The organism is Pseudomonas sp. LBUM1652, from assembly GCF_059716105.1.
Map to the genome: position 1 here is coordinate 3,305,929 of NZ_CP166804.1, position 25,306 is coordinate 3,331,234.

General features: G+C 60.3%; 15 protein-coding genes. 5 read left to right on the top strand and 10 right to left on the bottom strand.

Annotated features, from left to right (window positions below):
* Nucleotides 1-13: 13 nt before the first annotated feature.
* Nucleotides 14-3,079: a formate dehydrogenase-N subunit alpha gene (gene fdnG / locus ACA069_RS14975; RefSeq protein ID WP_497614036.1), complete on the bottom strand. Its 3,066-nt coding sequence runs from the start codon at nucleotides 3,077-3,079 to the stop codon at nucleotides 14-16.
* Between the two features lie 233 nt (nucleotides 3,080-3,312).
* On the opposite strand from fdnG, the gene ACA069_RS14980 reads away from it, so the two are divergent.
* The 4 genes from ACA069_RS14980 to ACA069_RS14995 all read left to right on the top strand — a co-directional run bounded on the left by ACA069_RS14980 (nucleotide 3,313) and on the right by ACA069_RS14995 (nucleotide 7,458).
* A complete protein-coding gene (locus ACA069_RS14980; RefSeq protein WP_401264045.1) occupies nucleotides 3,313-4,461 on the top strand; it encodes a MalY/PatB family protein in 1,149 nt (382 codons plus the stop codon).
* 197 nt (nucleotides 4,462-4,658) lie between these two features.
* A complete protein-coding gene (locus ACA069_RS14985) occupies nucleotides 4,659-5,516 on the top strand; it encodes an SDR family oxidoreductase (RefSeq protein WP_497614039.1) in 858 nt (285 codons plus the stop codon).
* Nucleotides 5,517-5,664: 148 nt separating this feature from the next.
* Entirely contained in the window at nucleotides 5,665-7,008 is a 1,344-nt protein-coding gene (locus tag ACA069_RS14990) for a cation:proton antiporter (protein WP_497614041.1), read from the top strand.
* Nucleotides 7,009-7,161: 153 nt separating this feature from the next.
* The gene (locus tag ACA069_RS14995) at nucleotides 7,162-7,458 is read left to right on the top strand and encodes a hypothetical protein (RefSeq protein ID WP_497614043.1); all 297 of its coding nucleotides are present in this window, start codon (nucleotides 7,162-7,164) and stop codon (nucleotides 7,456-7,458) included.
* Between the two features lie 54 nt (nucleotides 7,459-7,512).
* On the opposite strand, the gene ACA069_RS15000 is transcribed toward ACA069_RS14995, so the two are convergent.
* The 4 genes from ACA069_RS15000 to ACA069_RS15015 all read right to left on the bottom strand — a co-directional run bounded on the left by ACA069_RS15000 (nucleotide 7,513) and on the right by ACA069_RS15015 (nucleotide 14,007).
* Nucleotides 7,513-8,049: a hypothetical protein gene (locus ACA069_RS15000; RefSeq protein ID WP_187681350.1), complete on the bottom strand. Its 537-nt coding sequence runs from the start codon at nucleotides 8,047-8,049 to the stop codon at nucleotides 7,513-7,515.
* 65 nt (nucleotides 8,050-8,114) lie between these two features.
* Entirely contained in the window at nucleotides 8,115-10,034 is a 1,920-nt protein-coding gene (locus ACA069_RS15005) for a hybrid sensor histidine kinase/response regulator (protein WP_497614045.1), read from the bottom strand.
* Nucleotides 10,035-10,039: 5 nt separating this feature from the next.
* Entirely contained in the window at nucleotides 10,040-12,358 is a 2,319-nt protein-coding gene (locus ACA069_RS15010; RefSeq protein ID WP_497614047.1) for an ATP-dependent DNA helicase, read from the bottom strand.
* A complete protein-coding gene (locus ACA069_RS15015) occupies nucleotides 12,355-14,007 on the bottom strand; it encodes a VRR-NUC domain-containing protein (protein ID WP_497614049.1) in 1,653 nt (550 codons plus the stop codon). Before ACA069_RS15015 ends, ACA069_RS15010 begins: the two co-directional genes overlap by 4 nt.
* A 194-nt stretch (nucleotides 14,008-14,201) precedes the next feature.
* On the opposite strand from ACA069_RS15015, the gene ACA069_RS15020 reads away from it, so the two are divergent.
* Nucleotides 14,202-14,426 (top strand): YgdI/YgdR family lipoprotein, encoded by a 225-nt coding sequence (locus tag ACA069_RS15020; protein ID WP_187681354.1) that lies wholly within the window; start codon nucleotides 14,202-14,204, stop codon nucleotides 14,424-14,426.
* A gap of 99 nt (nucleotides 14,427-14,525) precedes the next feature.
* On the opposite strand, the gene ACA069_RS15025 is transcribed toward ACA069_RS15020, so the two are convergent.
* The 5 genes from ACA069_RS15025 to eprS form a co-directional block, all read right to left on the bottom strand.
* Entirely contained in the window at nucleotides 14,526-14,900 is a 375-nt protein-coding gene (locus ACA069_RS15025; RefSeq protein WP_497614051.1) for a hypothetical protein, read from the bottom strand.
* Nucleotides 14,901-15,175: 275 nt separating this feature from the next.
* Nucleotides 15,176-17,029, bottom strand: coding sequence for a polyurethane esterase (locus ACA069_RS15030; RefSeq protein ID WP_497618251.1), 1,854 nt, complete (start codon nucleotides 17,027-17,029; stop codon nucleotides 15,176-15,178).
* A gap of 209 nt (nucleotides 17,030-17,238) precedes the next feature.
* Complete coding sequence (locus ACA069_RS15035) at nucleotides 17,239-18,927, bottom strand: polyurethane esterase (RefSeq protein WP_497614053.1); 1,689 nt, start codon at nucleotides 18,925-18,927, stop codon at nucleotides 17,239-17,241.
* A gap of 62 nt (nucleotides 18,928-18,989) precedes the next feature.
* Nucleotides 18,990-22,076: an autotransporter domain-containing protein gene (locus ACA069_RS15040; RefSeq protein WP_497614055.1), complete on the bottom strand. Its 3,087-nt coding sequence runs from the start codon at nucleotides 22,074-22,076 to the stop codon at nucleotides 18,990-18,992.
* A gap of 204 nt (nucleotides 22,077-22,280) precedes the next feature.
* The gene (gene eprS, locus ACA069_RS15045; RefSeq protein ID WP_497614057.1) at nucleotides 22,281-25,232 is read right to left on the bottom strand and encodes an autotransporter serine peptidase EprS; all 2,952 of its coding nucleotides are present in this window, start codon (nucleotides 25,230-25,232) and stop codon (nucleotides 22,281-22,283) included.
* Nucleotides 25,233-25,306 lie beyond the last annotated feature (74 nt).

The following is a 25,306-nucleotide window of genomic DNA, read 5'->3' on the forward strand; positions in this document are numbered from 1 at the left end:
TAAAGATTCTCCATCAGAGCTTCTCCACGTTGACCAGGAATGACTTGGATTCCGGGGTCTGTGTATTGCCATCGCCGAGGAACGGCACCAGGGTGTTGGTCAGGTAACCGTGGCGCGTCAGGCCGGTGAACCCCCAGTGCAGCGGGATGCCGATCTGATGCACGACCTGGCCGTTGACCTGCAACGGCCGGATCCTTTTCGTCACCACCGCCACCGCCTCAATGAACCCGCGTTTGCAGCTGACCCGCACCTTGTCGCCGGCGGCAATGCCCTTCTCTTTCGCCAGCACTTCGCCGATCTCGACAAACTGCTCAGGCTGAGCAATCGCGTTCAACTTGCAGTGCTTGCTCCAGAAGTGGAAATGCTCGGTCAGCCGGTAACTGGTACCGGCGTACGGGAAGTCCTTGGCTTCGCCGAGGCTTTCCCAGACCGAATCGAAGATCCGCGCCGCCGGGTTGCTGGTGGCTTTCTTGTTCTGCGGGTGCAGCGGGTTGATGCCGATCGGCGTTTCGAACGGCTCGTAGTGCTCTGGGAATGGCCCCTCGTTCATCTTGTCGACGGCGAAGAACCGCGCCACGCCTTCGGGGTTCATGATGAACGGGTTCATCCCGGCTTCAGGCGGCACGTCGGCCTTGTAGTCCGGCACGTCCGTGCCGCCCCAGGCCTTGCCGTTCCACCACACGAGACGCTTTTTCGGATCCCACGGTTTGCCCGCGACGTCCGCCGAAGCGCGGTTGTAGAGAATCCGCCGGTTGGCCGGCCACGCCCACGCCCAGCCAAGATGCTGGTGCATGCCATACGGATCGGAGTTGTCCCGCCGCGCCATCTGGTTGCCGGCCTCGGTCCAGCTACCGGCGAAGATCCAGCAACCGGACGCGGTGCTGCCGTCATCCTTGAGCTGACCAAACCCGGCCAGTTGCGTGCCGCCCTTGATTGTCGCGCCGGTGGCATCGGTGATGTCAGTGGTGGCGCTGCCGTTGAGTTCCTTGGCCAGTTCTTCCGGCGAAGGTTCGTCGGGGATCTTGTACGGCCACGACAGTTTCAACAGCGGATCGGGGAACTTGCCGCCCTCGGCCTGATAACGCTTGCGCAGACGCAGAAACAGTTCACTCATGATGCGAATGTCAGTCTGCGCTTCGCCCGGGCCATCGGCGCCTTTCCAGTGCCATTGCAACCAGCGACTGCTGTTGACCAGCGAGCCGTCCTCCTCGGCAAAACAGGTGGTCGGCAGGCGAATGACTTCGGTCTGGATCTCCTCGCTTTTAACGTCGTTGTAAGGCCCGACGTTTTGCCAGAACTCCGAAGTTTCGGTGGCCAGCGGGTCCATCACCACCAGCCACTTGAGTTTGGCCAGCGCGCCCATCACCCGGTTCTTGTCCGGCAACGCGGCAATCGGGTTAAACCCCTGACACACGTAACCGTTGACCTTGCCCTGGCTCATCAGGTCGAACATTTTCAGGATGTCGTAGTTGGGGATGTCCAGTTTCGGCAGGTAGTCGTAATTCCAGTTGTTCTCGACGGTGGCGTTGGCGCCGTACCAGGATTTCATCAGGCTGACGTGGAACTTGCTGTAGTTCTGCCAGTAAGACAATTGCCCCGGACGCAGCGGTACTTGCGTGCGTTTATTGATGAAGGCGTTGTAGTCCTGCTCGGTGTCGGTGCCCAACGTCAGATAACCCGGCAGCGCATTGGACAGCAGGCCAAGGTCGGTCAGCCCCTGGATATTGGAGTGACCGCGCAAGGCATTGACGCCCCCGCCCGGCATGCCGACGTTGCCCAACAGCAGTTGCACCATCGCCGCACTGCGGATGATCTGCGCGCCGATGGAATGCTGCGTCCAACCGAGGGCGTAGAGAATCGTCATGGTCTTGCCCGGTGTCGAGCAGGTGGCGATTTCGTCCCAGATTTTCTGCATGGCGTCGACCGGCATGCCGCAGATCTGGCTCGCCAGTTCGATGTTGTAGCGGCTGTAATGCTGCTTCATCAATTGATAGACGCAGCGCGGGTCCTGCAAAGTCGGATCGACTCTGACAAAGCCGTCCTCGCCCAACTCGTAGCCCCAGCCGGACTTGTCGGTGTAGCTGCGTTTGGCTGCGTCGTAGCCACTGAAAATCCCGTCTTCGAAGCCGTAGCCGGCTTTGACGATGAACGAGACATCGGTGTAGTTGCGCACGTATTCGTGCTGGATCTTGTCCTCGGTCAGCAGGTAATTGATCAAGCCGCCCATGAAGGCGATGTCGGTGCCGGTACGGATCGGCGCGTAATAGTCGGCCACCGAAGCAGTCCGGGTAAAACGCGGATCGACCACAATCAGCCGCGCGGCGTTGTGCGCTTTGGCCTCGGTCACCCATTTGAAGCCGCACGGATGCGCTTCTGCTGCGTTGCCACCCATTACCAGGATCAGATTCGCGTTGGCGATATCGGTCCAGGTGTTGGTCATGGCACCACGGCCGTACGTCGGGGCAAGACTTGCCACCGTCGGGCCGTGTCAGACACGCGCCTGGTTATCGAACCCCAGCATGCCGAGACTGCGAATCACCTTCTGAGTGATGTAGCCCGCTTCGTTGGACGCCGCCGAGGCCGCGAGGAATCCGCTGGAAACCCAGCGATTCACCGTTTGCCCGTTGGCATTTTTCTCGATGAAGTTGGCGTCGCGGTCAGCCTTCATCAGGTCGGCGACGCGATCCAGCGCTTCATCCCAACTGATCCGCGTCCATTCGCTGCTGCCGGGTTTGCGCGTTTGCGGATACAGCAAGCGGCCCGGGCTGTGAATGAAGTCCAGCAGGCCCGCGCCTTTTGGACACAGGGTGCCGCGATTGACCGGATGGTCGGCGTCGCCCTCGATGTGGATGATATTTTGCGCGACGTTCTTCGAGGTATCGCCCTGGCTGTACATGATCAAGCCGCAACCGACCGAGCAATACGGGCAGGTGTTGCGGGTTTCATGGGTGTGGGCAAGCTTGAAGTGACGCACCTGCTCGGCGAAGGCCTGCGTCGGGGCCATGCCCAACGCGCCCAGGCTAGAGCCTGCAAGGCCGATACCGGCGACCTTGAAGAATTGACGACGGCTGAGATCCATCGTGCACTCCTGATCAGGTGGAACCCGGTACTTGAGCCGGGCTTTTTCTGGACAATCACGGTTGCGGCAGAAAGCCTGCCGACTTTTTCACTGTAGACAAAGACCATACGATCTGTGTGAAAACCGACCGTCGGCGACAATCGGTCAAGCGCTCCCACAGGTTTTGTGTGCTCCCACCTGGCCATGGGCTTAGAATGGCCGGCAGGACCAATCCCGCCTTCACGAGACCGCGCATGACTTTCGATTTTGATCAGGTATTCGACCGCCACGACACCGGCAGCACCAAGTGGAGCCGCTATCCGGCCGACGTGCTGCCCATGTGGGTCGCTGACATGGATTTCGCCGCGCCACCGGTGGTGATCGAAGCTTTGCAACAACGTTTGCTGCATCCACTGGTGGGTTACAGCGTCGCCCAGGACAACCTGCGCGAGGCCATCGTCGCCGACCTTTGGAACAAATTCGCCTGGAAGGTCAAACCGCAAGAGCTGATCTTCCTGCCGGGCGTCGAGTCGGGCTTCAACATGGCTTTGAAAGCACTGGTGCAGCCACAGCAGAACGTCGTGGTGCAGGTACCGAATTACCCGCCGCTGCGCCACGCGCCGGGCCATTGGGGCATGAACAAGGTTGAACTGGAATTCGTCGCCCAGGCCGACGGCACTTACGCCACGCCGCTGGACGTGCTGCGTGAATCGCTGACCGGCGGCGGCGCGTTGCTGCTGAGCAACCCGCACAACCCGATCGGCAAAGTGTTCGGCCGCGAAGAGCTGCAAGCCGTGGCCGACATCTGTGTGGCGCAGGACGCCTGGATCATCTCCGACGAAATCCACGCCGAACTGTGCTTCGACGGTCGCGTACATATTCCGACCGCGTCCCTGAGCCCGGAAATCGCCCAGCGCACCATCACCCTGATGTCGGCGAGTAAGGCGTACAACATCGCCGGTCTGAAAACCTCGTTCATGATCATCCAGGACGCCGCCCTGCGCGAACGCGTCAATCACGCCCGTTGCGGCATGGTCGACAGCGTCAACCCGCTGGGCATGGAAGCCACCCGCGTCGCTTACAGCGAAGCCGGGCCTTGGCTGGCCGAGCTGAAAACCTATCTGCAGGCCAACCGCGATTATCTGGTTGACGCGGTGCGCAGCCGTTTGCCGGGCGTGACCATCAATGTACCGCAGGGCACCTATCTGGCCTGGCTCGATTGCTCGGCCCTGGATCTGCCCAACCCGCAGCAGTTTTTCCTTGAACAGGGCAAGGTAGGCCTCAGTGCCGGTCTGGATTTTGGCGATCAAAACCAGCAGTTCGTGCGCCTGAATTTCGGCTGCCCGCGTGCGCTGCTCGAAGAAGGCATTGCGCGGATGGAGCGGGCTCTGGCCAACCGCTAACCCGCCCCCCCATGAGGAGCTTCCGAAGGCTGCGATCTTTTGATCTTGTCTGTTAAAAACAAAATCAAAAGATCGCAGCCTTCGGCAGCTCCTACGTTGAGTCAGCGTTCACAAAAATCCATCGCAAATCCGATCGAACTCACGGCAAACACCCCGGGTCAACCGCCCATACCTGCCATGTGACTCGGAGACTGACGATGACCGATTACCCAAAACCACCCTTCCCCGCGCAGGCGCAAACCGTTCCCGGTTCGCAACGCAAGATGGAGCCCTATCCAGACTGTGGCGAGCAGAGCTACGTCGGTTCCGGGCGGCTGGCCGGCAAGATCGCCCTGATCACCGGCGGTGACAGCGGCATCGGCCGTGCCGTGGCGATCGCTTTTGCCCGTGAAGGCGCTGACGTTGCGGTCGCTTATCTCAACGAACACGAAGACGCCAAAGAAACCGCACGCTGGGTCGAACAGGCCGGGCGCCAATGCCTGTTGCTGCCAGGCGATATCGCGCAGAAGGCCCAGTGCCAGGCGCTGGTCGATCAAACCGTTGAGCGCTTTGGTCGCATCGATGTGCTGGTCAACAACGCCGCGTTCCAGATGACCCACGAAAACTTAGAAGACATCCCCGATGACGAATGGGTGATGACCTTCGATGTCAACATCACCGCCATTTTCCGGCTGTGTCAGGCAGCGATCAAACACATGCGCCCCGGCGCGTCGATCATCAACACCAGTTCGGTCAACTCGGACATGCCCAAACCGAGCCTGCTCGCCTACGCGACCACCAAGGGCGCGATTGCCAACTTCACCGGCGGCCTGGCGCAAATGCTCGGGCCGAAAGCGATCCGCGTGAACTGTGTCGCGCCAGGGCCAATCTGGACGCCGCTGATCGTCTCGACCATGCCCGATGAAGAGGTACAGAACTTCGGCGGCAACACCCCGCTCGGTCGGCCCGGCCAACCGGTGGAGGTGGCACCGATCTATGTGCTGCTGGCCTCGGACGAAGCCAGTTACATCACCGGCCAGCGCTATGGCGTGACCGGCGGTAAGCCGATGCTGTGACAGCACGCGAGAAAAACTGAACCCGCCGGCATGACGCCTCTCAATACTTTAAGAGTAACGATCAGGAGGCTGTCATGTCCGCGCCTATCACCAAACGTCTCAACCTCCTCGCCCTCGCTTGGACAGGTATCCGTCGCGACAACGCATCGTGACATTCATTGTATGGGTCGCCGTGCTCGGCGCAGTGCTGCTGACTCTGGCCCTCACCTCGTCGTACCTGCGCTGGATGCCGGTCACTACCTCGGCCGTGTGCCTTCTGCTGGGGATCGGCATTGGCCCCAGTGGCCTTGATCTGCTGAAACTGTCGGTCGATAACGCCTCGCAGTGGATGGAGCACCTGACAGAAGTCGCGGTGCTCTTTTCGCTGTTTGTCTGCGGGCTGAAACTACGTTTGCCCCTGCGCGACAAGCGCTGGCGAATCGCATTCGGCCTGGCCGGGCCGGTGATGGTGCTGACCATCGCCGGCGTATGCGCGTTGTTGCACTGGGGGTTGCAATTGCCGTGGGGGCCGTCGTTGTTGATTGGCGCAATTCTGGCGCCGACCGATCCGGTACTCGCGGCTCTGGTGCAGGTCAACGATGCGCGGGATGTCGACAGTGTGCGCTTCGGCCTGTCCGGCGAGGCAGGACTCAATGACGGCATTGCCTTCCCCTTTGTATTGCTTGGCATGTTGCTGCTGGACGGCTCCGGGCATCCCGACGAGTGGCCGAACTGGATTTTGCACAGCCTCTTGTGGGCGGTGCCGGCCGGGCTGCTGACCGGGTACTGGATGGGTCGCGGCATCGGACGCCTGACGCTGTCCATGCGCTTGCACAACGACGACAGCACCCTGAGCCCCAATGATTATCTGGCCTTGGCGCTGATCGCTCTGGCCTATGTGGTAGCTGAATCCATCGGTGGCTACGGGTTCCTGTCGGTATTCGCCGCAGGGCTTGGCTTGCGTCAGGTGGAAGTGAAGTCGACCGGCGCCAGCCAGCCGCCCGCCGAACATCTGGTGCAGCCGGTGGTCGGCCACCAGAACGTCGAGCCGCAACACGCGGTACATGGCGACACTGAGCAACTACAGAACAGCCAGGTCGCCGCCGGCATCATGATGGGCGACATGTTGTCGTTCGGCAGTCTGGTCGAACGGGCAATGGAGGTGTTTCTGGTAACGCTGCTCGGCGTGGTGCTGGTGACACATTGGGACTGGCGGGCCTTGCTGGTCGGCGGCGTGTTGTTCTGCGTGATTCGCCCGGTTTGCGTAGCGCTGATGCCATGGGGTTCGTTGCTGGAGGGACGACAGCGGTTGTTGATCGGCTGGTTCGGTATCCGCGGAATCGGCAGTCTTTTCTATTTGTTTTATGCCTTGAATCATGGCCTGAGCGACTCGGTTGCGGCGCTGTGTACCGACATCACGCTGTCTGTCGTGGCGCTTAGCATTTTGCTGCACGGGATCAGCACCCAACCGATCCTTGCTCGTTATGAACAACGCAAGCATCAAAAGCCCTAGAAAATCTTCTGCAAAAAAATGGATCTCTGCGTAAAGGTCGATGGTCACAACCATAACCCCCCGCTGGCCCGGTCCGACGGGGTCCGGCAGGTTCGGTTCCCCTGCGGCGACAAGCCTATGAAAAGGAATCCTTGAAAACTTAAGGTCACGGTCATGAAAGAATGCTCGACTCCTGCGCAAATCAAGGCTTGCAGAGCGTTGGCTCTGGAGCGCAATCGTCAATTGTTCGAAGAAGCGCAGGCGCTGAATCGGGCGGCTCATGAGTTACTCGAAACCGGGCAACTGGATGTCGAACAGTTTGAGCAATACAGGGCGTTACGCCGAAAAGCCGATGTGAAGTTTGCCGATGCAATTGAGCATCTGTGCGTGCTGAATGAAGATTTCCCACCGATTCCGATGTCGGTGCAGAACTCGCAGGGGCTGCGGCGGCAGCTTGAGACCACCGAGTGACCGAAGCGAAGAAAAAGCCCGGCTGTTGAAAACCGGGCTTTTTCTGTCCGGCACTCATCCCCCCGGATTGGTCACCTGAATAAACACCGCATAACTCCCCAACACCACCCAAAACGTCGCAAAGATCCATGGCGTGCGCACCGAGAACAGCAGCGACTTGCGATAACCCTTGTGGCTCGATTCCGTCTCGCTGAACAGCGGCGACTCGTCATAGGCCAGCCCCATTAACGGCTCGCTGAGCAGCAAATGACTCTGTTTGAAGTGCCAGTGATCGATGATGTCATACGCTGCGCGAATCCCCGGCCAGGCGTTGAGCGAGCTGAGCAGACCGAGCAGCGCCAGGAACGGTGGCACCACCAGCGTAAACAACTTGCCCCACTCCGGGTTGAGGTTGGACATGCACGATGCAAAGGCAATCACCAGAAACGACTGCGCCGCCAGATAGGCATCGGTGCGATTGGCGAGGATGCTGGTTTCGTACTGAATCTCACGGCGATAGAAATCCAGTCGTTCCTTGGGTGAGCCGAACATCTTGGCGTCATGTTCGGTCAGGGTTTCTTCAGCGGTGGGCTGAGTCAAAATGCGAGGCACGGGACGCACGCTCCGAAGCAGGAAAACGTTTAGAAGCGCTCTGCCACGGACAAGTTCAGCCGGATTCATTTCATCGACTGAGCAATGATCTCCACCAGATTCAATTGCGTGAACGGCTTGGACAGACGCGGTAATTGCGCCGAAAAACCCTCCAGACGTTCGGCGTAACCCGTGGCGAGGATGATCGGCAGATCCGGTTTGAGCAGACGCACCGCATGCGCCAGTTGCGCCCCGCTCATGTGCGGCATTGCCATGTCTGTGATCATCAGGTCAATGACCTCGCCTTGATCGAACAACGCCAGGGCCTGGGTACCGGACGTGGCGCTGACCACGCGATGGCCGAGGTCTTCGAGCAGCAGACTGGTGCTGGTCAACACCAGTGAATCGTCGTCCACCACCAATACGCTCAGGCGTGGCACCGCGATAAGTTCGGTCGACGGATACACCGGCTTGGCCGTTTCGCCCTCAACGGCCACGGGTATCCACAGTTCAGCCGTGGTGCCCTGCGTTTTCTCGCTCTTGAGGATAAAGCGGCCGCCGAGTTGCTCGATAAAACCATAGACCATCGACAACCCCAATCCGGTGCCCTTGCCCACGCCCTTGGTGGTGAAAAACGGATCCTTGGCCATGGCCAGCGTGTGCTCATCCATCCCTTCACCAGTGTCGGTCAGGCTCAGGCAGACATATCGACCCGCCGCCAAGTCAGAATGACCGAGTTCAAACACGACTTCCGGCTGCGCCTTGATGATGACACTGCCACCCTCAGGCATGGCATCGCGGGCGTTGGTCGCCAGGTTGAGCAAGGCGAGCTCCAATTGATTGGTGTCCGCCAGTACCGGTTCAAGGTTTGCGGGAAACTGCGTCTCGATGCGAATACCCGGCCCCAGGGAGCTGCGCAACAGCCCGGTGATGCCTTGCACCAACAGTGGAATGTCGACCGATTCGGTCTTGAGTTCCTGACGGCGGGCGAACGCCAGCATGCGCTGGGTCAGCGACACACCGCGCAAAGCGCCTTGCGTGGCGTTTTCCAGCAAGCGTCTGATCTTCGCGTCGTCGCCGACGCGCTTCTGAACGATCTCAAGGTTGCCGAGAATGACCGTCAGCAGATTATTGAAGTCGTGGGCAATACCGCCGCTGAGCTGACCGATGGCTTGCATCTTCTGCGCCTGGGCCAGCGCCTCGCGAGTCTTTTCCAGGGCGACTTGCGCCTCATGGGCCTCGGTGACGTCACGGGTAATCTTGGCAAACCCGAGCAACGTACCGGTTTCCCCGCGAATCGCATCGACCACCACATGCGCCAGAAACCGCGTGCCGTCCTTGCGCACGCGCCAGCTCTTGTTCTCGAAGCGACCTTCTCGTGTAGCGATCTCCAGCGCCCGCAGCGGCTCGCCGCGCTCACGATCTTCGGGGGTATAGAAAATCGAAAAATGCTGACCGATGATTTCCTCCGGCAGGTAACCCTTGATCCGCTGCGCGCCCTGATTCCAGTTACTGACTCGCCCTTCAGGGCTGAGCATGTAGATCGCATAGTCGGTGACGCCCTGCACCAGCAGGCGGAACTGTTGCTCACTCTGCTTGAGGGTTTCTTCCGCCATCTTGCGGTCGGTCAGGTCGCGAGTGATCTTGGCGAACCCCAGGAGCTTGCCGCTCGGGTCAATGATCGGATCAATGACCACGTGTGACCAGAAGTTCGTGCCGTCCTTGCGCACCCGCCAGCCCTCGCCTTCGAAGCGTCCTTCACGGATCGCCGTGTCGAGCGCCCTTTGCGGCAGGCCGGCCGCGCGATCATCAGCGGTATAGAACCGCGAAAAATGCTCGCCGAGGATCTCCGCCTCCTCGTAACCCTTGAAGCGCTTGGCGCCGGAGTTCCAACTGGTGATGATGCCGTCCGGGTCGATCATGTAGATCGCGTAGTCGACCACCGCGTCGATCAACAGCCGAAAGCGCATCTCTTCGATCGCCGCGGACTTGTTCTTTTCGCTCATTACATTCACCGCACAAAGTCATGGGCAGGAGTATGCGGCAATCCGGACATTTGGGAAGCGACCGGTTCATGCTGGATGGCCCACCAACGCGGCAACAGTTGTTTGATCCGGCTCTCGGCGAAGCGATCGTCGATCAGCATCACCACGCCGCGATCCTCGCGGGTGCGGATAACGCGCCCTGCGGCCTGCACCACTTTCTGCACGCCGGGGAACAGATAGGTGTAGTCGTAACCGGCACCGAAGATCGCCGCCATCCGCCGTTTCAACTGTTCATTGACCGGGTTGAGCTGCGCCAGCCCCAGCGTGGCGATGAAGGCGCCGATCAACCGCGCGCCGGGTAAATCGATGCCCTCACCGAAGGCGCCGCCCAATACGGCAAAGCCGACGCCCTGGCTATCGGCGGTGAACTGATCGAGAAAGGCCTGCCGCGCGCCCTCGACCATGCCGCGCGATTGCTGCCACAGGGTGATGTGCGGATGCCGCTCGGCTAATAAAGTCGCCACTTGCTGCAGGTAATCGAAACTGCTGAAGAACGCCAGATAATTGCCCGGCCGTTCACTGAACTGACGGGCGATCAGTTCAACGATGGGAGCCAGCGACGCCTGCCGATGATTGAATCGCGTGGAGATGCGGCTGACGATCTGCACCTGTAATTGCTCGGCGCTGAACGGCGACTCGACGTCGATCCACACGGTGTCGGCCGGCGTGCCGAGCAAGTCGGCGTAATAGTTGCGCGGGCTGAGGGTGGCGGAAAACAGTACGCTGCTACGCGCAGATTTCAGGCGCGGACCAATAAATGCCGCGGGCACCACGTTGCGCAGGCACAGCTGAGACAGCGGGCGTTTGCGGTCGAGGTCGCGTTTACTGATGTCGAACAGGTAATGCTCGTCGTACAGCTCCGCCACCCGGCCAAATTGCAGCAGGTCGAAGTAGAAGTTCTGCAAGCCACTGTCCAGCCCTTGCGGATGATCATTGAGGTAATCGCCGATGGCTGAGCAACACAGTGAAATCGCCTGAAGCAGTTTTTCCGGGGCTTTGTCGTAGGCCTGATACGCCGCCAGTTGCGGCGCATGCAGCGCATTCCATTCGCGGTTGACCCGTTGCAGGGACTTTTTCAGCGCTTCGGGCGCGGTTTTGCGCACACCGCCCAGCGTCGCCTGATCAAGACTGGCGCTGTACATCTGCCGGCCGCGCTCGACCAGGTTGTGCGCCTCGTCCGCCAACACCGCGACCTTCCACTGATTGAGCTGCGCCAGACCGTACAGCAGCGCGCTGAAATCAAAGTAATAGTTGTAATCGGCGATCACCACATCAGCCCAACGAGCCATTTCCTGGCTCAGGTAATACGGACACACCGTATGCTGCGCGGCGACTTTGCGCATCGCGGCCTGATCGAGCAGCTTGATGCGACTGGCCGCTTCCCGGGCGGCGGGCAGACGATCATAGAAGCCTTGGGCCAAGGGGCAGGATTCACCGTGGCAGGCCTTGTCCGGGTGTTCACAGGCCTTGTCCCGGGCGACCATTTCCAATACTCGCAGCGGCAAGGTCTCGGATTGATCGAACAACACCTGACTGGCATCCAGCGCCAGTTTGCGCCCGGGCGTCTTGGCGGTCAGAAAGAACACCTTGTCCAGTTGCTGCGGCGCCAGCGCCTTGAGCATCGGGAACAGCGTGCCGAGGGTTTTGCCGATGCCGGTTGGCGCCTGCGCCATCAGACAACGGCCGGTACTCACCGCTTTGAACACCGATTCAGCCAGATGCCGTTGGCCGGGACGAAAGTCCGGGTGAGGAAAGGCCAGATGCTGCGCGGCCAGATTGCGGGCGTCGCGGTGGGCCATTTCCTGCTCGGCCCAATAAAGGAACAAGCTGCATTGCTGCTCGAAAAAGACCTGCAAGGCCTCGGCGCTGAAGGCTTCGACCAGGCAGGTTTCCTTCTCGCTGACGATGTCGAAATACACCAGCGCCACGTTGATCTGCGCAAGATCGAGTTTGCGACACATCAGCCAGCCGTAGACCTTCGCTTGCGCCCAGTGCAACTGGCGGTGATTGGGCGGTTGCTTGCTCAGGTCGCCGCGATAGGTTTTGACTTCTTCCAGGCAGTTCTGCGCCGGATCGTAGCCGTCCGCCCTGCCCTTGACCTTCAACTGGCGAAACTCACCTTCGAGCGCCACTTCGCTCTGGTACTGGTCATTACGCCGCGAGGCCACTGTGCGATGGCCGGCAATGCCCTCCAGCGCCGTGGGTGATGGGGTGAAACGCAGGTCGAGGTCGCCGGTCTTGGCAGTGAACTCACACAGCGCCCGCACCGCAATGCTGTAGCTCAAGCGCTCTGCTCCGCCCATTGCACGTAACACACGGCCACCGGCATCTGGTGCTCGTGACAGAACTCCAGCCAACGCAGTTGATTGTCCTGCAAACGGTCGCCCGGGCCTTTGACTTCGATCATCCGGTAGGTTTTGTGCTGCGGCCAGAACTGGATCAGGTCGGGCATCCCGGCGCGGTTGGCCTTGATGTCGAGCAGCAAACGGTTGAACCAGTGTTTGAGGTGTTCGGCGGGCAGGCAGGCCAGCGCTTGCTCAAGCAGCGCTTCATTCAAGGCGCCCCAGAACACGAACGGCGACTGCACGCCCCACTTGGCGACAAACCGCGCGCGGATGGTGTCGGCATAACGGCCGTCATCGAGTTCGGCGAGGCAAGCGTCGAACAGATCGGCACGGCGCTGCTGGAAATCTTCATTGAGCAGATCCACCGGGCCACGCTGGAACGGGTGAAAAAACGCCCCCGGCAGCGGCGCAAAAATTGCCGGCCAGCACAACAGACCGAACAATGAGTTGATCAGGCTGTTTTCCACGTAATGCACCGGGCCGTCGTCGTCATGCAGATGCGCCTGCACGTAAAACTCCACCGACAGCGCCGGATCAGTGCGCGGCAAGTGCAGATCGAGACGTTCCACCGGTCTAGGCGCCAGCCGTTTGAGTGGCGGGCCACCGAGCTTGCGGCGCAGTCGCGGCACCATGCGCTGCAAGCCTTGCTGCTCGGTGGCGCTTTGCGGTGCCTGCTCGGCGAGCGTGGCGATTTCCAGCGCCAAAGCGTATTCACTGCAACGCTCAAGGACGCGGATCATCCGCAATCGGGCGCCGGGATAGGCGCAATTGCGGTAAATGTTCAGGGCCAGGGCGAACTCGGTGATGCGCTCACAGTACTGACCGATCTGGAAAAGTACCTTGTTGCGCCGACGCTGCAGCCACGGGTTGTCGAAGTGCAAGGCACTGACTTGTTCGACAATGGTTGCCAGCGGTTCGCCAGCTTCGAAACGTAATTGGCAGTTGTGCAGAAACAGGCAGGCGTCGACGTCCTCACGGCTGCGCAAGCCTCGGGAATCGGCGCTGAATTCGACTTTCTCGTAGGTGAAGATGCCGAGGTCAGCCAGCACGAACTCGGACCAATCCTGATACAGGTTGCCGAAGAACATCAGGCGCAAGCGATCGCAAAGGTCCATGATGGCCAGGCTGAACAATCGATCTGCAAGCGCCGGTGCCCATTCGCGCAAACTGCGCGGTTCGGCGAATTGCCCGGCAAGCAGCGGCAGCCAGTCGTCCTTGCGCCCCTTGGGTTGTTCGATAACGGCGCCGAAGGCTTGCAGAATTTCGGCCTTGAGCAATACGTCGAAGAGTTCGGCAATCGCCAGTGGGGCGTGTTCGTCGATCCAGCCCTGATCCAGCAATGGCTGCGCCGCGTGGGCGATATCGCCGATTTCCACATAGTTGAGCTTGCCCGCGCGAAAATGCACACCCTTGCGCATCACCATTCGCACCAGCAAGCCCTGCGAGGCTTTGGGCAACGCTTTGAAATCGTGAATAAATGCCAGCTCGTGTTCGCTCATCAAATCGGCGTAGCGAAGCTCAAGCCAATCAAGCACTTGCCGGAAGTTGTTGAGGTAATAGAACGGATCATCGAGGGGATTGGCAGTCACGGGGATTCAGGGCCATGGCGAGCGAGTACTGGTTATGCGTACAGATAACAGCTCTGCCCGCCCCGGCGCAAACGGAAAAAGATCAATGGCATTTTTTCACCGGCCTATCGAACTTTTTCCGGCGCTATGGCACCAACCGCGTTAGAACACCGACAATGCTCGGTATCACAGCGAATGAGGAATTAGACGTGGGTATCAAAATCAAGACTCTGGGCATCCCGCTGGCGGTAGCTGCCCTGCTGGCATTGGGCGGTTGCTCGACCCAGACCGTGGTCACCTTGCAGAACGGCACCCAGTATTTGACCAAGGACATGCCGAAGACCAAAACCGACGACGGCTTCTATGAGTTCGAGGATATTTCCGGCGCCAAGGTGAAAGTGCGGGCCGATGAAGTGGCCACGGTGCGCAAGGAAGACTGACGAAGCAATACCCCTGTAGGAGCTGCCGAAGGCTGCGATCTTTTGATTTGCAAGTTCAAGATCAAAAGATCGCAGCCTTCGGCAGCTCCTACAAAAACATCATTGATCGACAGTCATGCCCGGGATGCTGTTGTCGCAGTTCAAGTACGTTCCGCCACGCTTGGCCAGTTCGCCCTGCAAACGCTGGCAACGTTCCAGATCCTGCTGCGCCATACGGTCAATACTCAGGTTGCCGGTGGTTTGTGGCTGCTTGCCATCGCCCAGACGAATCGTCACGAACGGTTGTTCGGGCTGGATCTGAAAGCGGCTTTTCTCTACAACCGGTTCAACCACCTCGGTTTTCGCCGGGCTCGGCAATTGATCGGTGGTGACGCCATAACGGCTCAGAATCGAGCTTTGAGGCAGATCGGCCCAGGCATTGGCCGCTAACAGCGCCAGTCCCGCTACACCAACATACCCCTTGAAACCTTTCACGATTGAATCTCCTGTGCTCAATGGCGGCTAGCTATAGAACGTGTGTGCACGTGCTGGCTTTAGGCCGCATTTTCTGTTTGCACAGGGTTTGAGTCGGAGAGTGGCTAACAAGTCACGTCAAATACACTTTGTGGCGAGGGGATTTATCCCCGATCGTCTGCGCAGCAGTCGTAAAATCCGGGCAGGCGGTGTTTCAGGCCTGCCACGGTCGGCGCAATTGGGGTTGCTACGCAACCCATCGGGGATGAATCCCCTCGCCACAGGTTATCGATGTGTCAGGCGATCACGATGCCATCGCCACTCAGGCTATTCAGCGCAACCCCAACCAATGTCACAGAATCGCCGCCAAACTTCAGCACCGTATCCTGCCCGACCGCCGTGGCGTGGGCGCGGAAGTCGTCGTTCGGCAACACACCCTGCACGCCAAGGAACACCAGTTTGTCGTTGGCGGTAAAGCCGACCACCCGATCCTGCCCGAACGCGCCATTGAACAGGAACGTATCCGCCCCGCCACCCGACTCCATCAGATCATTGCCGGCGCCACCGACAAACACATCGTTGCCCGCGCCACCAATCAAGTGATCGTTGCCATCGAGTCCAAACAACCAGTCGCCGCTGGCATTAGCCTTGAGTGTGTCAGCGCCGTTGCTGCCCTTCACGCTCGACTCATAGGCCGTGACATTGTTGCCAACCTTCAAGCCGCTGGCCGTGACGCTGTGGGTCACATCATCCTTGAACAATCCCCAGAGAAAACCCGGTTCCTTGGTGACAATGGCGCCGATGTCGCGGGTGATGCTGATCCCGCCGCTGGCATCGCGAATGTACAGATTGCCCGCGCCGTCATTGGCAAAGTCGAAGGTGTTCACCGACTTCTGCAAGTCCAGCGTATTGCTGCCCTGCCCGCCAAGGATCATGTTGTAGCCGCCGCCATCACGGAAGGTGTCGTTGCCGGCGCGGCCTTCCAGATAGTCGTTGCCGCTGCCGCCCTGGATCAGGTCATTGCCGTCGCTGCCGATGACGAAAGTGCTGCCCTTGTGAGTCTCGGCGTTGCGGTTCAGATCCTGCACCCAGGTGTTGGCCCGCGCCGGGTCTGACAGGTTGGCGACGATGATCGTCGAGTCCTTGCTGGTCAGGTCATAGAACTTTGACTCGACGATCCGGTTCATGCCGTCGCCATAAGCCGTCGGCAGGTGCGATATCCACGTCGGAATATTCAGGATCGAAAACGGCAGCACATTCCATGCGTTCGAAGCGTAGTGATCGTTGAAGCTGACGATGTTGTCGGTGGTCGACTCCTTGGGTGCATCATGAACGCCGACCGAGGCACCGGTGAAAGTCGAGCCGTCGAGAGCGCGGAATACCGGGTCGTTTTCGTAGCCGACGTTGAGCACCTTGTCGTTGCTGCTCTGGGTTGGCGAGGCGTAGGCGATGTAGTTGGAGTCGGCAAAGAACCCGCCCCACTTGCCGCCGCTCAAGTCCGCCATGCTGTTGACCGCCAACCCGCCGAGGCTGTGGCCGCTGACCAGCACATCTTTACCGGTGAGGCCGTTGGCCTTGGCAAACGCCATCACGTCATTGAGCAGGTTGCCGAACGCTTCACCGACGTAATTCTTGGCGTAGTCCTTGGGGCCGAATGCCGCAAGCAGGTCGTTGATCACGTCGCCAATCGAATCGCCGATGAGGATTTCTCGCGGGCCGCTGGTGCCGCGAAAGGCAATGCCCAGTTCGGTGAGATGGCCCTGGGCGTCGTATTTGCCGAGGATTTCCACCTGAGCGCTGGTGTATCCGGCCTTCTCGCCGAAGAAGGTTCCGCGCGCGTCGGTCTTACCGTCGTAACCCAATTGCGAGGCAGTGATCGGCGTCCAGCCAGCCTTTTTCAAGGCCTCAAGGGCGAGTTTTTCCGAGTCTGGATTCCACGGAATGCCGGGGATAACGCCTTGAGAATCGGTGCCGCCAATCAGCGCGGTGACCAGCGTGGCCGGCAGGCCCAGGCCGAAGCCGTTGTGCTGATAACCGGCGGCAAAGCCATTATCGAGGTTGTGGTAGGAATACAGCGTGATGGCCATGGCGTCGCTGAACAACGCCTTGGAATCGGCTGTACCGAAGTTTTTGTAGTCATACACACCCATTGCCATTGCCTCTCTTTTGTTGGAATTGTCAGAGATAGCTCACAGCCAGGGCGCCCCTCGCGGGACGCCCCGGAGCATTTCGATACAACACTTCTTAACGCGGACACTGTAGGAGCTGCCGAAGGCTGCGATTTTTTGACTTTGCTCTTTAAAGCAAGATCAAAAGATCGCAGCCTCGTTTCACTCGACAGCTCCTACAGGATTACTGTTCAGGTGAACACGAAACTTGCGTCCGACAGGTTAGCCACTCCAACCCCCACAAGGGTCACGGCAAACTCGCCAATCTTCAGCACGGTATCGCCGCCCGACTGCGAAGCATGCTGCTTGTAGTCGTAGCCCTGCCCCGCGCCTTCGACGCCCATGAACACCAGTTTGTCGCTGCCCTGATAGCCGTTGATGGCATCAAAGCCGAACGCACCGCTGAACAGGAAGGTGTTGTTGCCACCCACCGCCGTCATCACATCATTGCCGGCACCGCCGACGAAGGTCACCTGGCCCTTGTCGCTGATCAGCTTGTCGTCGCCGCCCAGCCCGAACAACCAGTCGCTGTCATTGGTGGCGTGCAGCGCATTGCCGTAGCCATCGCCGCTAAGCGAATGGTTGTACTGGGTCAGCTCGCTGCCATTGGTCAAACCCTTGGCCGTGACGCCCCAAGTGATCTCCTTGCTGCCCCACCACGACCCCGACTCCTTGCTCACCAGCGCACCGATGTCGCGGGTCATGCTGATGCCGCCATAGGCATCTCGCACGTACAGCGTGCCGTCACCATCGTTGGCGAAGCTGAAGTTCTGCAACGGTTTCTGCAACTCGAAGGTGTTGTGGCCCTGGCCGCCAAGCAGGATGTTGAAGCCGCCGTCATCACGGAAACGATCATCACCGCCCAGACCTTCAAGGAAGTCGTTACCCGCCCCACCCTTGAGCCAGTCGTTGCTTTGCGTGCCGATGATGAACGTGCTGCCGGTGTGCGGCTCGCCGCTGCGACCCAAGTCCTCGACCCAGGTTTTACCCCGGGACGCTTCCTCCAGATTGGAGACGACGATGGTCGAGTCCTTGTGGGTCAGGTTGTAGAACTTCGAATCGATCACCCGGTTCAAGCCATCGGCATAGCCCAGCGAACTGTGGGCCGACCAGTTCAGCGGATTGACGATGCTGAACGGCACCAGGTTTTGCGCGGTAGACGCGTAGTTGTCGTTGAAGTTGACGATGTTGTCGGTGGTCGAATCGTGCGGCTTGTCGTGCTTGCCCATCGACGCAGTGCTGAACGTGCTGCCATCGAGCACGCGGAACACCGGATCGTTCTCGTAACCGATGTTCAGCACGTTGTTGCCGGTGCTGCTCTGGGTCGGCGAGGCAAAAGACACATAGTTGGCGTCTTTGAAGAAACCACCCCAATTGCTCGCGCTCAACTCCGCAACGCTGTTAACCCCGAGCCCGCCGAGGCTATGGCCGCTGATCAGCACGTCTTTGGGCGCGATGCCATTGACGATGGCGAACGCCGCAACAGCCTTGAGCAAATTGTCGAAGGCGTTTTTTGCGTATTGCGTGGCGTAATCCGACGGCCCGACGGCGGCCAGCAGATTGTTTTTCAAGTCGCCGAAGGTGTCGCTGTAACCCAGCCCGCCCGTGCCACGAAAGGCAATGCCAATACCGATCAACTTCCCGGCAGCGTCGTACTTGCCGAGCACTTCGGCCTCGGCGCTGGTGAAACCGTCCTTCTCGCCGAAGAACGTGCCCTGCGCACCGACCTTGCCTTGGTATCCCAGCGCCGTCGCGCTGACCGGCTTCCAGGCAGTCCCCGGCAAGGCTTGCCCGGTCGGCGTGTAGGCATACAGCGTCAGGGCGATGGCATCACTGTACAACGCTTTGCCATCGGCATTTTTGTAATCAAAAAGTCCCATGTTGTGCTCTCTCTTCCTTCAAACAAGTGCTGGCAGTTCCCTCTGGAACGGCCAGCACTCCTTTAGAACTGCCAGTCGAGGGTCAGACCCACACCGTGGTCTTTCTCGTTGCTACCGATCAACCCGTTGTAATCAAGGTTCACCCGCACATCGCGATTGAGCGCCAGCCCGGCGCGCACGCCGACCACCGCCGCATCACGATCCAGCGACACGCTCTGCACATTGAACGCGCTGTTGCCGTTGGCGAATGCCAGATGGTTTTCAGAGTCGACGCTGCTCAGGTTGTGCTGCCAGCCCAGCGTCGCGCCCAGTTCCAGTTGATGCTTGTCCGACAGGGCAAACGTGCGCTTGGCGCGGACACCGAGGGTCGACAACACCGCATCGCGATTGTCTTCACCGCCCTTCAGTGCGGCGGCATCACCCTTCTCGGTGAAGCTGTCGCTGTTCAGGTGCACGTAAGCCAGATTGGCGAACGGCTCCAGGTTCATCGGTTGCAGCCCCAAGTCATAGGCCGCTTCGGTGAACAGTTGCGCCGTGGTCGCATCGCGTTTGACCTTCTGCTTGCCGCTGACGTCGCCGAATTGCAGATCACGCTTCACGTCGATGCGATGCCAGCTATAAGCGCCACCAACGGTCAGACGCAGTGCGTCGATTTCATGGCCCAGATACGCACCCAAGTGGTAGCTGTCGACGGATGCCGACGAATGCGTGCCACTGCCCATGCTCAACGAACTGTCGCTATAACCGGTAACGAAGCCGAGGCGAGTATCTTCAGCGATCAAGCCGTCGACACCGGCCAGCAAGCCACCGATGGAACTGTTGGAATCGGCATAGTCATGCCCGCCATCGCTTTTGCCCCAGGCACCGAGCACCTTGACCCATACGTTGCTGCGATCGTCAGTCGGCGCACTGGCGTCGAACAGATCACGCTCCCGCAAGCGTTCGCCCACGGCATCGCGCAGGTAACGGCTGTCGTTGATCAGCATCGTGCCGATGGCCGGATGAATCTCGCCGGACAACTGCTGGAAGGCTTGCTGCGCCGAAGCGGCATTTGGCGACAACAGCAGGGTTTCGAACAGCGCATTGCCCGCGCCCAAGCGCTCGGCAGCGGCACCGACAGCACGCTGGTTAGGCGTCAGGCCGACGCTGGCGAACGACGCGTCGTTACGCCCCACGGCCAGCTGGATGCCGCTCGCCGAGTAAGCGAGCGTGCCGCCGAGGAACGCATAATCCGGCAGCACCTGACCGAAGCGTCCTTCAATGCCGCCGGCCGCTTGCAGGATGTTGTATTGCGTACCGAGCAAGCTTTTGACTTCGCCGGTGGTCAGCAAGGTCGGGCTGTTTTCCAGCGACATGGTCACTGTGGCGCCTTCGATTACTGCTTTGCCAGTGGCGACGATCTGGTCGCTGCTGGTCGGCGACAGCTCTACCGCGTAGGTCGAACCCGGCGCGAAAGTCACGTCACCCGCCACGTTCAGGGTGCCGATCGAATTGCCCGGCGCCACAGTGCCGCCGCTGTTCACCGACAACATACCGATGCGGCCATTGCCGCCAAGGATGCCGCCGTCATTGACGGTGACCGCCGATTGCAGCGAACCGTTGATGGCCAGTCGGCCCTGATTGACCAGGGTCGGGCCGCTGTAGGTGTTGTTGCCAGTCAGCACCAGAGTGCCGATACCTTGCTTGGTCAAACCGCCGTGGCCGGAAATGTCGTTGCGCCAGGTGTCGAGGCCGCAAGTGATGTCGGTACACACACGCTCGGTGGGTTTGCCCTGATCGATGATCGCGCCGATGCCCGGCAGATCCGCAACGAACTGGCCGGAACCGTACGCCCCCTGAATACGAAACTCTTCAGGAATGTCCTGCTCGGTGACGAACATCGACGGGCCATCAATGCCCTTGCGCAGGTTGATCATGCCCCAGCCGTACAAGGCGTCGATGCCCGGTGCGCCGAGGTCGGTCGCGGTGGTACGCAATACTGTGGCGACCTGGTCGCCGGTCATGTACGGGAAGCGCTCCATCAGCACCGCCATGGAGCCGGCCACGTGTGGCGCAGCCATCGAGGTGCCGTTGTAATTTTTGTAGCCGGTGGTCAGGTTGTCGGCGTTGGTGCCTTCGATGATCGCGCTGTAGATTTTCGTACCCGGCGCCGAGACGCAGAAGCTCGCGGTATAACCGCAGCGCGAAGAGAACGTACTCATGATGTACGGATTGGCGCTGGCCAGATCCGGATTCTGTTGTAACGCGGCGACGGTGATCCAGTTCGGTGCGATGTCCGGGACGAAATAGCCGAGGCCGGCGATGGCGTCCGGGTTATTGAGGTTGTAGTCGTTGCCGGCGGCGAAAATCGTCACGATCCCGCTGCGCGCGGCGGCGATGGCGCCGTCATAGGCGCCGCCGGGTTTGGTGCCGAGCAACGTGCGGATCTCGTTGAACTGCACCTGCGCGTCGTTGACGGTGAAGTGCGGGTACGCAGGGTCGCGGCCACCGAGGTCGAAACGGTCGGTGATGCCGATGCCCCAACTGTTGTTGATGATCCGCGCGCCGCTGGCGATCAGCGCGTCCCAACCGGCCTTGTACACCGCGCCATCGTTACCGCGAACGATGCCATCTTCCGGGCCCGGGTCGCCGTTGTCAGCGCTGATGATCTGCGCGCCGAACGCCACGCCGTGCATCGGCCCGCCGTCACGGCTGCCCGCCGCAATGCCGCCGACGTGAGTGCCGTGGGCGCCGAGCTTGCCGTCAGAGCCAACCGAGGGCGAACCGTCATAGCGGAACGCATCCCCGGCTTTCACCGGAATGTACGGGTCGGTGTATTCGCGAATGCCGCTGGTGACCAGGGTGATGACTTTGTTACTGCCGGAAAACTCCGGATGCGCGGCGTAAACCGGCTGGTCGAAAATGCCCAGTTTGACGCCTTTGCCGGTGTAGCCAGCAGCGTAGGCATGATCGGCACCGATGGCGCCCAAACCCCAGTCCGCCTGGAATTCGGCGCTGCGCCAACTCGTCGGATCGCCCGTGCGACCACTTTCCACATAGGACGCAGCGTGCGCGGAGCCCAGGGTGGTGAGTGCGTACAACACGGCGCAAGTCAGCGTTTTCAGGGCAAAGCGGCCACCCGTTTGCGCGGGGGTATTGTTGTTGTTCATCCAGCGACCTTCCTTAGTGATGTTGCGAAAAATCCGTCTATCTCAAATGCTGAGAATATCTTCCTGTGGCGAGGGGATTTATCCCCGATCGGCTGCGCAGCAGCCGCAAAACCTGCATCCGCGATTCCACTGGAAAATGCAGGGGCCGCTTCGCGCCCCAGCGGGAGCAAGCTCCCTCGCCACAGGTATGTGATCAACGGTGGTTCAGAACTGCCAGTTCAAGCTCAAACCAACGCCGTGGCTCTTCTCGCGACTGGCCAGTTGTCCGTTGTAATCCAGGTTCACCCGCACGTCCTTGCTCAACGCCAGACTGGCCTGCACACCGACCAGCGCGGCGTCACGCACCAGTGCCGAACTCTCCACCGAGTACGGCGTGCCAGCGCTGGCAAAGCGCAGATGCTGCTCGGAATCGATATCGCTCAGGCTGTGCTGCCAGCCGAGATGGCCGCTGACATCCAGTGTCTGCTGCGCCGACAGGTTGAAGGTCTTGATCGCCCGCACACCGAGGGTGCTGAGCACCGCATCACGCTGATCGCCGGAGCTTTTCAGCGCGGCTGCGTCGCCCTTCTCAGTGAAGCCTTCGGTGTCCAGATGCACGTAAGCGAGATTGGCGAACGGTTCCAGCGCCAACGGTTGCAGGTGCAGTCGATAAGCCGCCTCGCCGAACACTTGAGTGGTCGCCGCATCAACCTTGGCTTTCTGTTTGGCGCTGACGTTGCCGTATTGCAGATCGCGCTTCACATCGGCGCGATGCCAGCTGTAGGCCGCGCCAGTGCTCAGACGCCAGGCGCCGATCTCGCGTCCGGCGTAAGCGCCGAGGTGATAGCTGTCGACTTTGGCTGACGAGTGCGTGCCCGAGCCCATGCTCAACGAACTATCGCTGTAACCGGTGACCAGACCGATGCGGGTCTGTTCGTCCAGTGCGCCGTCAACACCGGCCAACAACCCACCCAATGAGGTACTGTAACCCGCCGTGTCATGGTTTGAATCAGTCGAGCCCCACGCCCCAAGTGCCTTGATCCAGCCGTTGTTTTGTTTGGCCGAGGCATCGTGCAGGCGTTCGCCCACGGCATCGCGCAGCTGACGGCTGCCGTTGATCAGCATCGTGCCCATCGCTGGGTAGATTTCGCCGCTCAGCTGCTGGAAGGCTTGTTGTGCGGAAGCTGCGTCCGCCGACAGCAGCAAGCTTTCGTAGACTGAGTTGCCCGCGCCCAAACCTTCGACGGCAGCGGCCACCGAACGCTGGTTCGGGGTTTGGCCGACGCTGGCGAAGGACGTCGCGTTGCGTTCGATATCGAGTTGAATGCCGTTGGCCGCGTAATCGAGACTGCCGCCGATGAACAGGTAATCCGGCAGCACCGCACCGAACTGCCCCTGTATGCCACCGGCTGCTTGCAAGATGTCGTACTGACGGCCGAGCAGGCTTTGCGCCTCGGCGGTGCTGAGCAAGGTCGGGCTGTTTTCCAGCGACAGGCTGACCGTGGCGCCGCTGATATTTGCTGTGCCACCGGCGACGATGCGATCGCTGCTGGTCGGCGATAATTCAACGGCGTAGGTAGAGCCCGGCGCGAAGGTAACGTCACCGGCGACGTTCAAGGTACCGATGGAGTTGCCGGGCGCAACACGGCCGCCGCTGTTGGCGGTCAGCGAGCCGATCTGTCCGGAGCCACCCAGGGTGCCGCCGTTATTGACGGTAACCGCCGAAACCAGCGAGCCATTGACGCTTAACAGGCCGCCGTTGATCGTGGTCGGGCCGCGATAGGTGTTTTCCCCGGTAAGCAGCAAACGCCCTGCTCCGGACTTGATCAGGGTGCCCTGATAAACCCGGGTTGCCGCAGCAGCATCGCGGGCCATACCGACGGCATAATCCGTCTGATCCTGCTGACTGGCACCGGCGGCAACACCGTTCTGCCAACCTTTGTCTTGCAAGGTCTGCTGCCAGGCGCTGTGTTCGGCGAGGTCTTCGCTCTGACGCTGGATCAGCGCCTTGTCGGAGATGTCATTGCTCCAGACATCGCTTTGCCCGGCCGCGAGATTAGCGTCAAACGCCCCGAGCAATTGCCCCGGCCCGCGCATCGCCCGGTTCAGGTTGGCCACGCCCCAGCCGACCCGCTCGGTGGGTGCATCGGTCACTGAGCCATCGAGTTGCGTGGCGGTGGTCAGCAGCACTTCGAGTGCCTGCTGATTGCTCATGTACGGGTAACGTTCCATCACCAACGCCAGTGCGCCAGTGGCGTGCGGCGCCGACATCGACGTGCCGGACTTGATCGCATAACCGCCGCCAGGAATCGTGCTGTCGATCTTCGCCCCGGGGGTGGTGATGCACCAGTACTTGGCGATACCGCACTGGTTGTACTTCTGCTGATTGCTCTGATCCAACCCGGAGACCGCCAGCCAGTGGCCTTCAAGATCCGGCTGAAAGTACGGCAGCGCCGAGCGTACGCTGGCGTTCGGATAACCACTGTTGCCGGCGCTGAACACGTTGATCACGCCACGACGGGAAACATCGGCAGCCGCGTCGAGCCAGGTGCCTTTGTTGAAGTGCTGGGCGTAAGCGGCGTGCAGGTCGGCCAGTGTGCGGTAGCTGACATCCGGCGGCTGGCTGCCCCAACTGTTGTTGATCGCGCGCACGCCGGCATCGGCCAGTGCGTCGTACACCGCTTTGAAATAACGCGGATCGGGGTTGGGGCCGAACAGGAAACTGTCGTTCTTGTTGGTGTTGCCGACGTAGATCTGCGCGTTGTAAGCCACGCCTTGCATACCCGTGCCGTCACGGGACGCGCCCATGGTGCCGACCACGTGAGTGCCGTGGGAATCGTTGTTGGGGTTGAGGGTGCCGTCGACGTTGAACAGCGAGCCGTCAATGTAACTGCCGCTGGCCAGTACCGGGTGATAACGGTCGGTGGCGAACTCGGGATGAGCGGCATCGAAGCCGGAATCGAGAGCGCCGATTTTCACGCCTTTGCCGGTGATGCCCGCCGCGTAAGCCTGATCGGCCTGCATGCGCTGAAGGCCCCAGTCACGCAGGAACTCGGCGCTGCGCCAACTGGCGGGATCGCCGGGTTTACCGGATTCCAGGTATTGAGCCTGGGCCTGGGAAACGGAAACTGCGAGCAACAGGGTGCCGACCGATATCGGCTTGATGCGTACTTCCATGTTCACCACTCACTTTCTTATTGTTGTGTAAGCGCTGGCGCAGGCTGCGATCTGTTGATCTTGATCTTCAATAC

Excerpts from the sequence above, each read along its gene's own strand:
- ACA069_RS14995 (WP_497614043.1), top strand. The coding sequence starts at position 7,162 with ATGAAAGAATGCTCGACTCCTGCGCAAATCAAGGCTTGCAGAGCGTTG.
- ACA069_RS15005 (WP_497614045.1), bottom strand. The coding sequence starts at position 10,034 with ATGAGCGAAAAGAACAAGTCCGCGGCGATCGAAGAGATGCGCTTTCGG.
- eprS (WP_497614057.1), bottom strand. The coding sequence starts at position 25,232 with ATGGAAGTACGCATCAAGCCGATATCGGTCGGCACCCTGTTGCTCGCA.
- ACA069_RS15040 (WP_497614055.1), bottom strand. The coding sequence starts at position 22,076 with ATGAACAACAACAATACCCCCGCGCAAACGGGTGGCCGCTTTGCCCTG.
- ACA069_RS15030 (WP_497618251.1), bottom strand. The coding sequence starts at position 17,029 with ATGGGTGTGTATGACTACAAAAACTTCGGTACAGCCGATTCCAAGGCG.
- ACA069_RS15035 (WP_497614053.1), bottom strand. The coding sequence starts at position 18,927 with ATGGGACTTTTTGATTACAAAAATGCCGATGGCAAAGCGTTGTACAGT.
- ACA069_RS14985 (WP_497614039.1), top strand. The coding sequence starts at position 4,659 with ATGACCGATTACCCAAAACCACCCTTCCCCGCGCAGGCGCAAACCGTT.
- ACA069_RS14980 (WP_401264045.1), top strand. The coding sequence starts at position 3,313 with ATGACTTTCGATTTTGATCAGGTATTCGACCGCCACGACACCGGCAGC.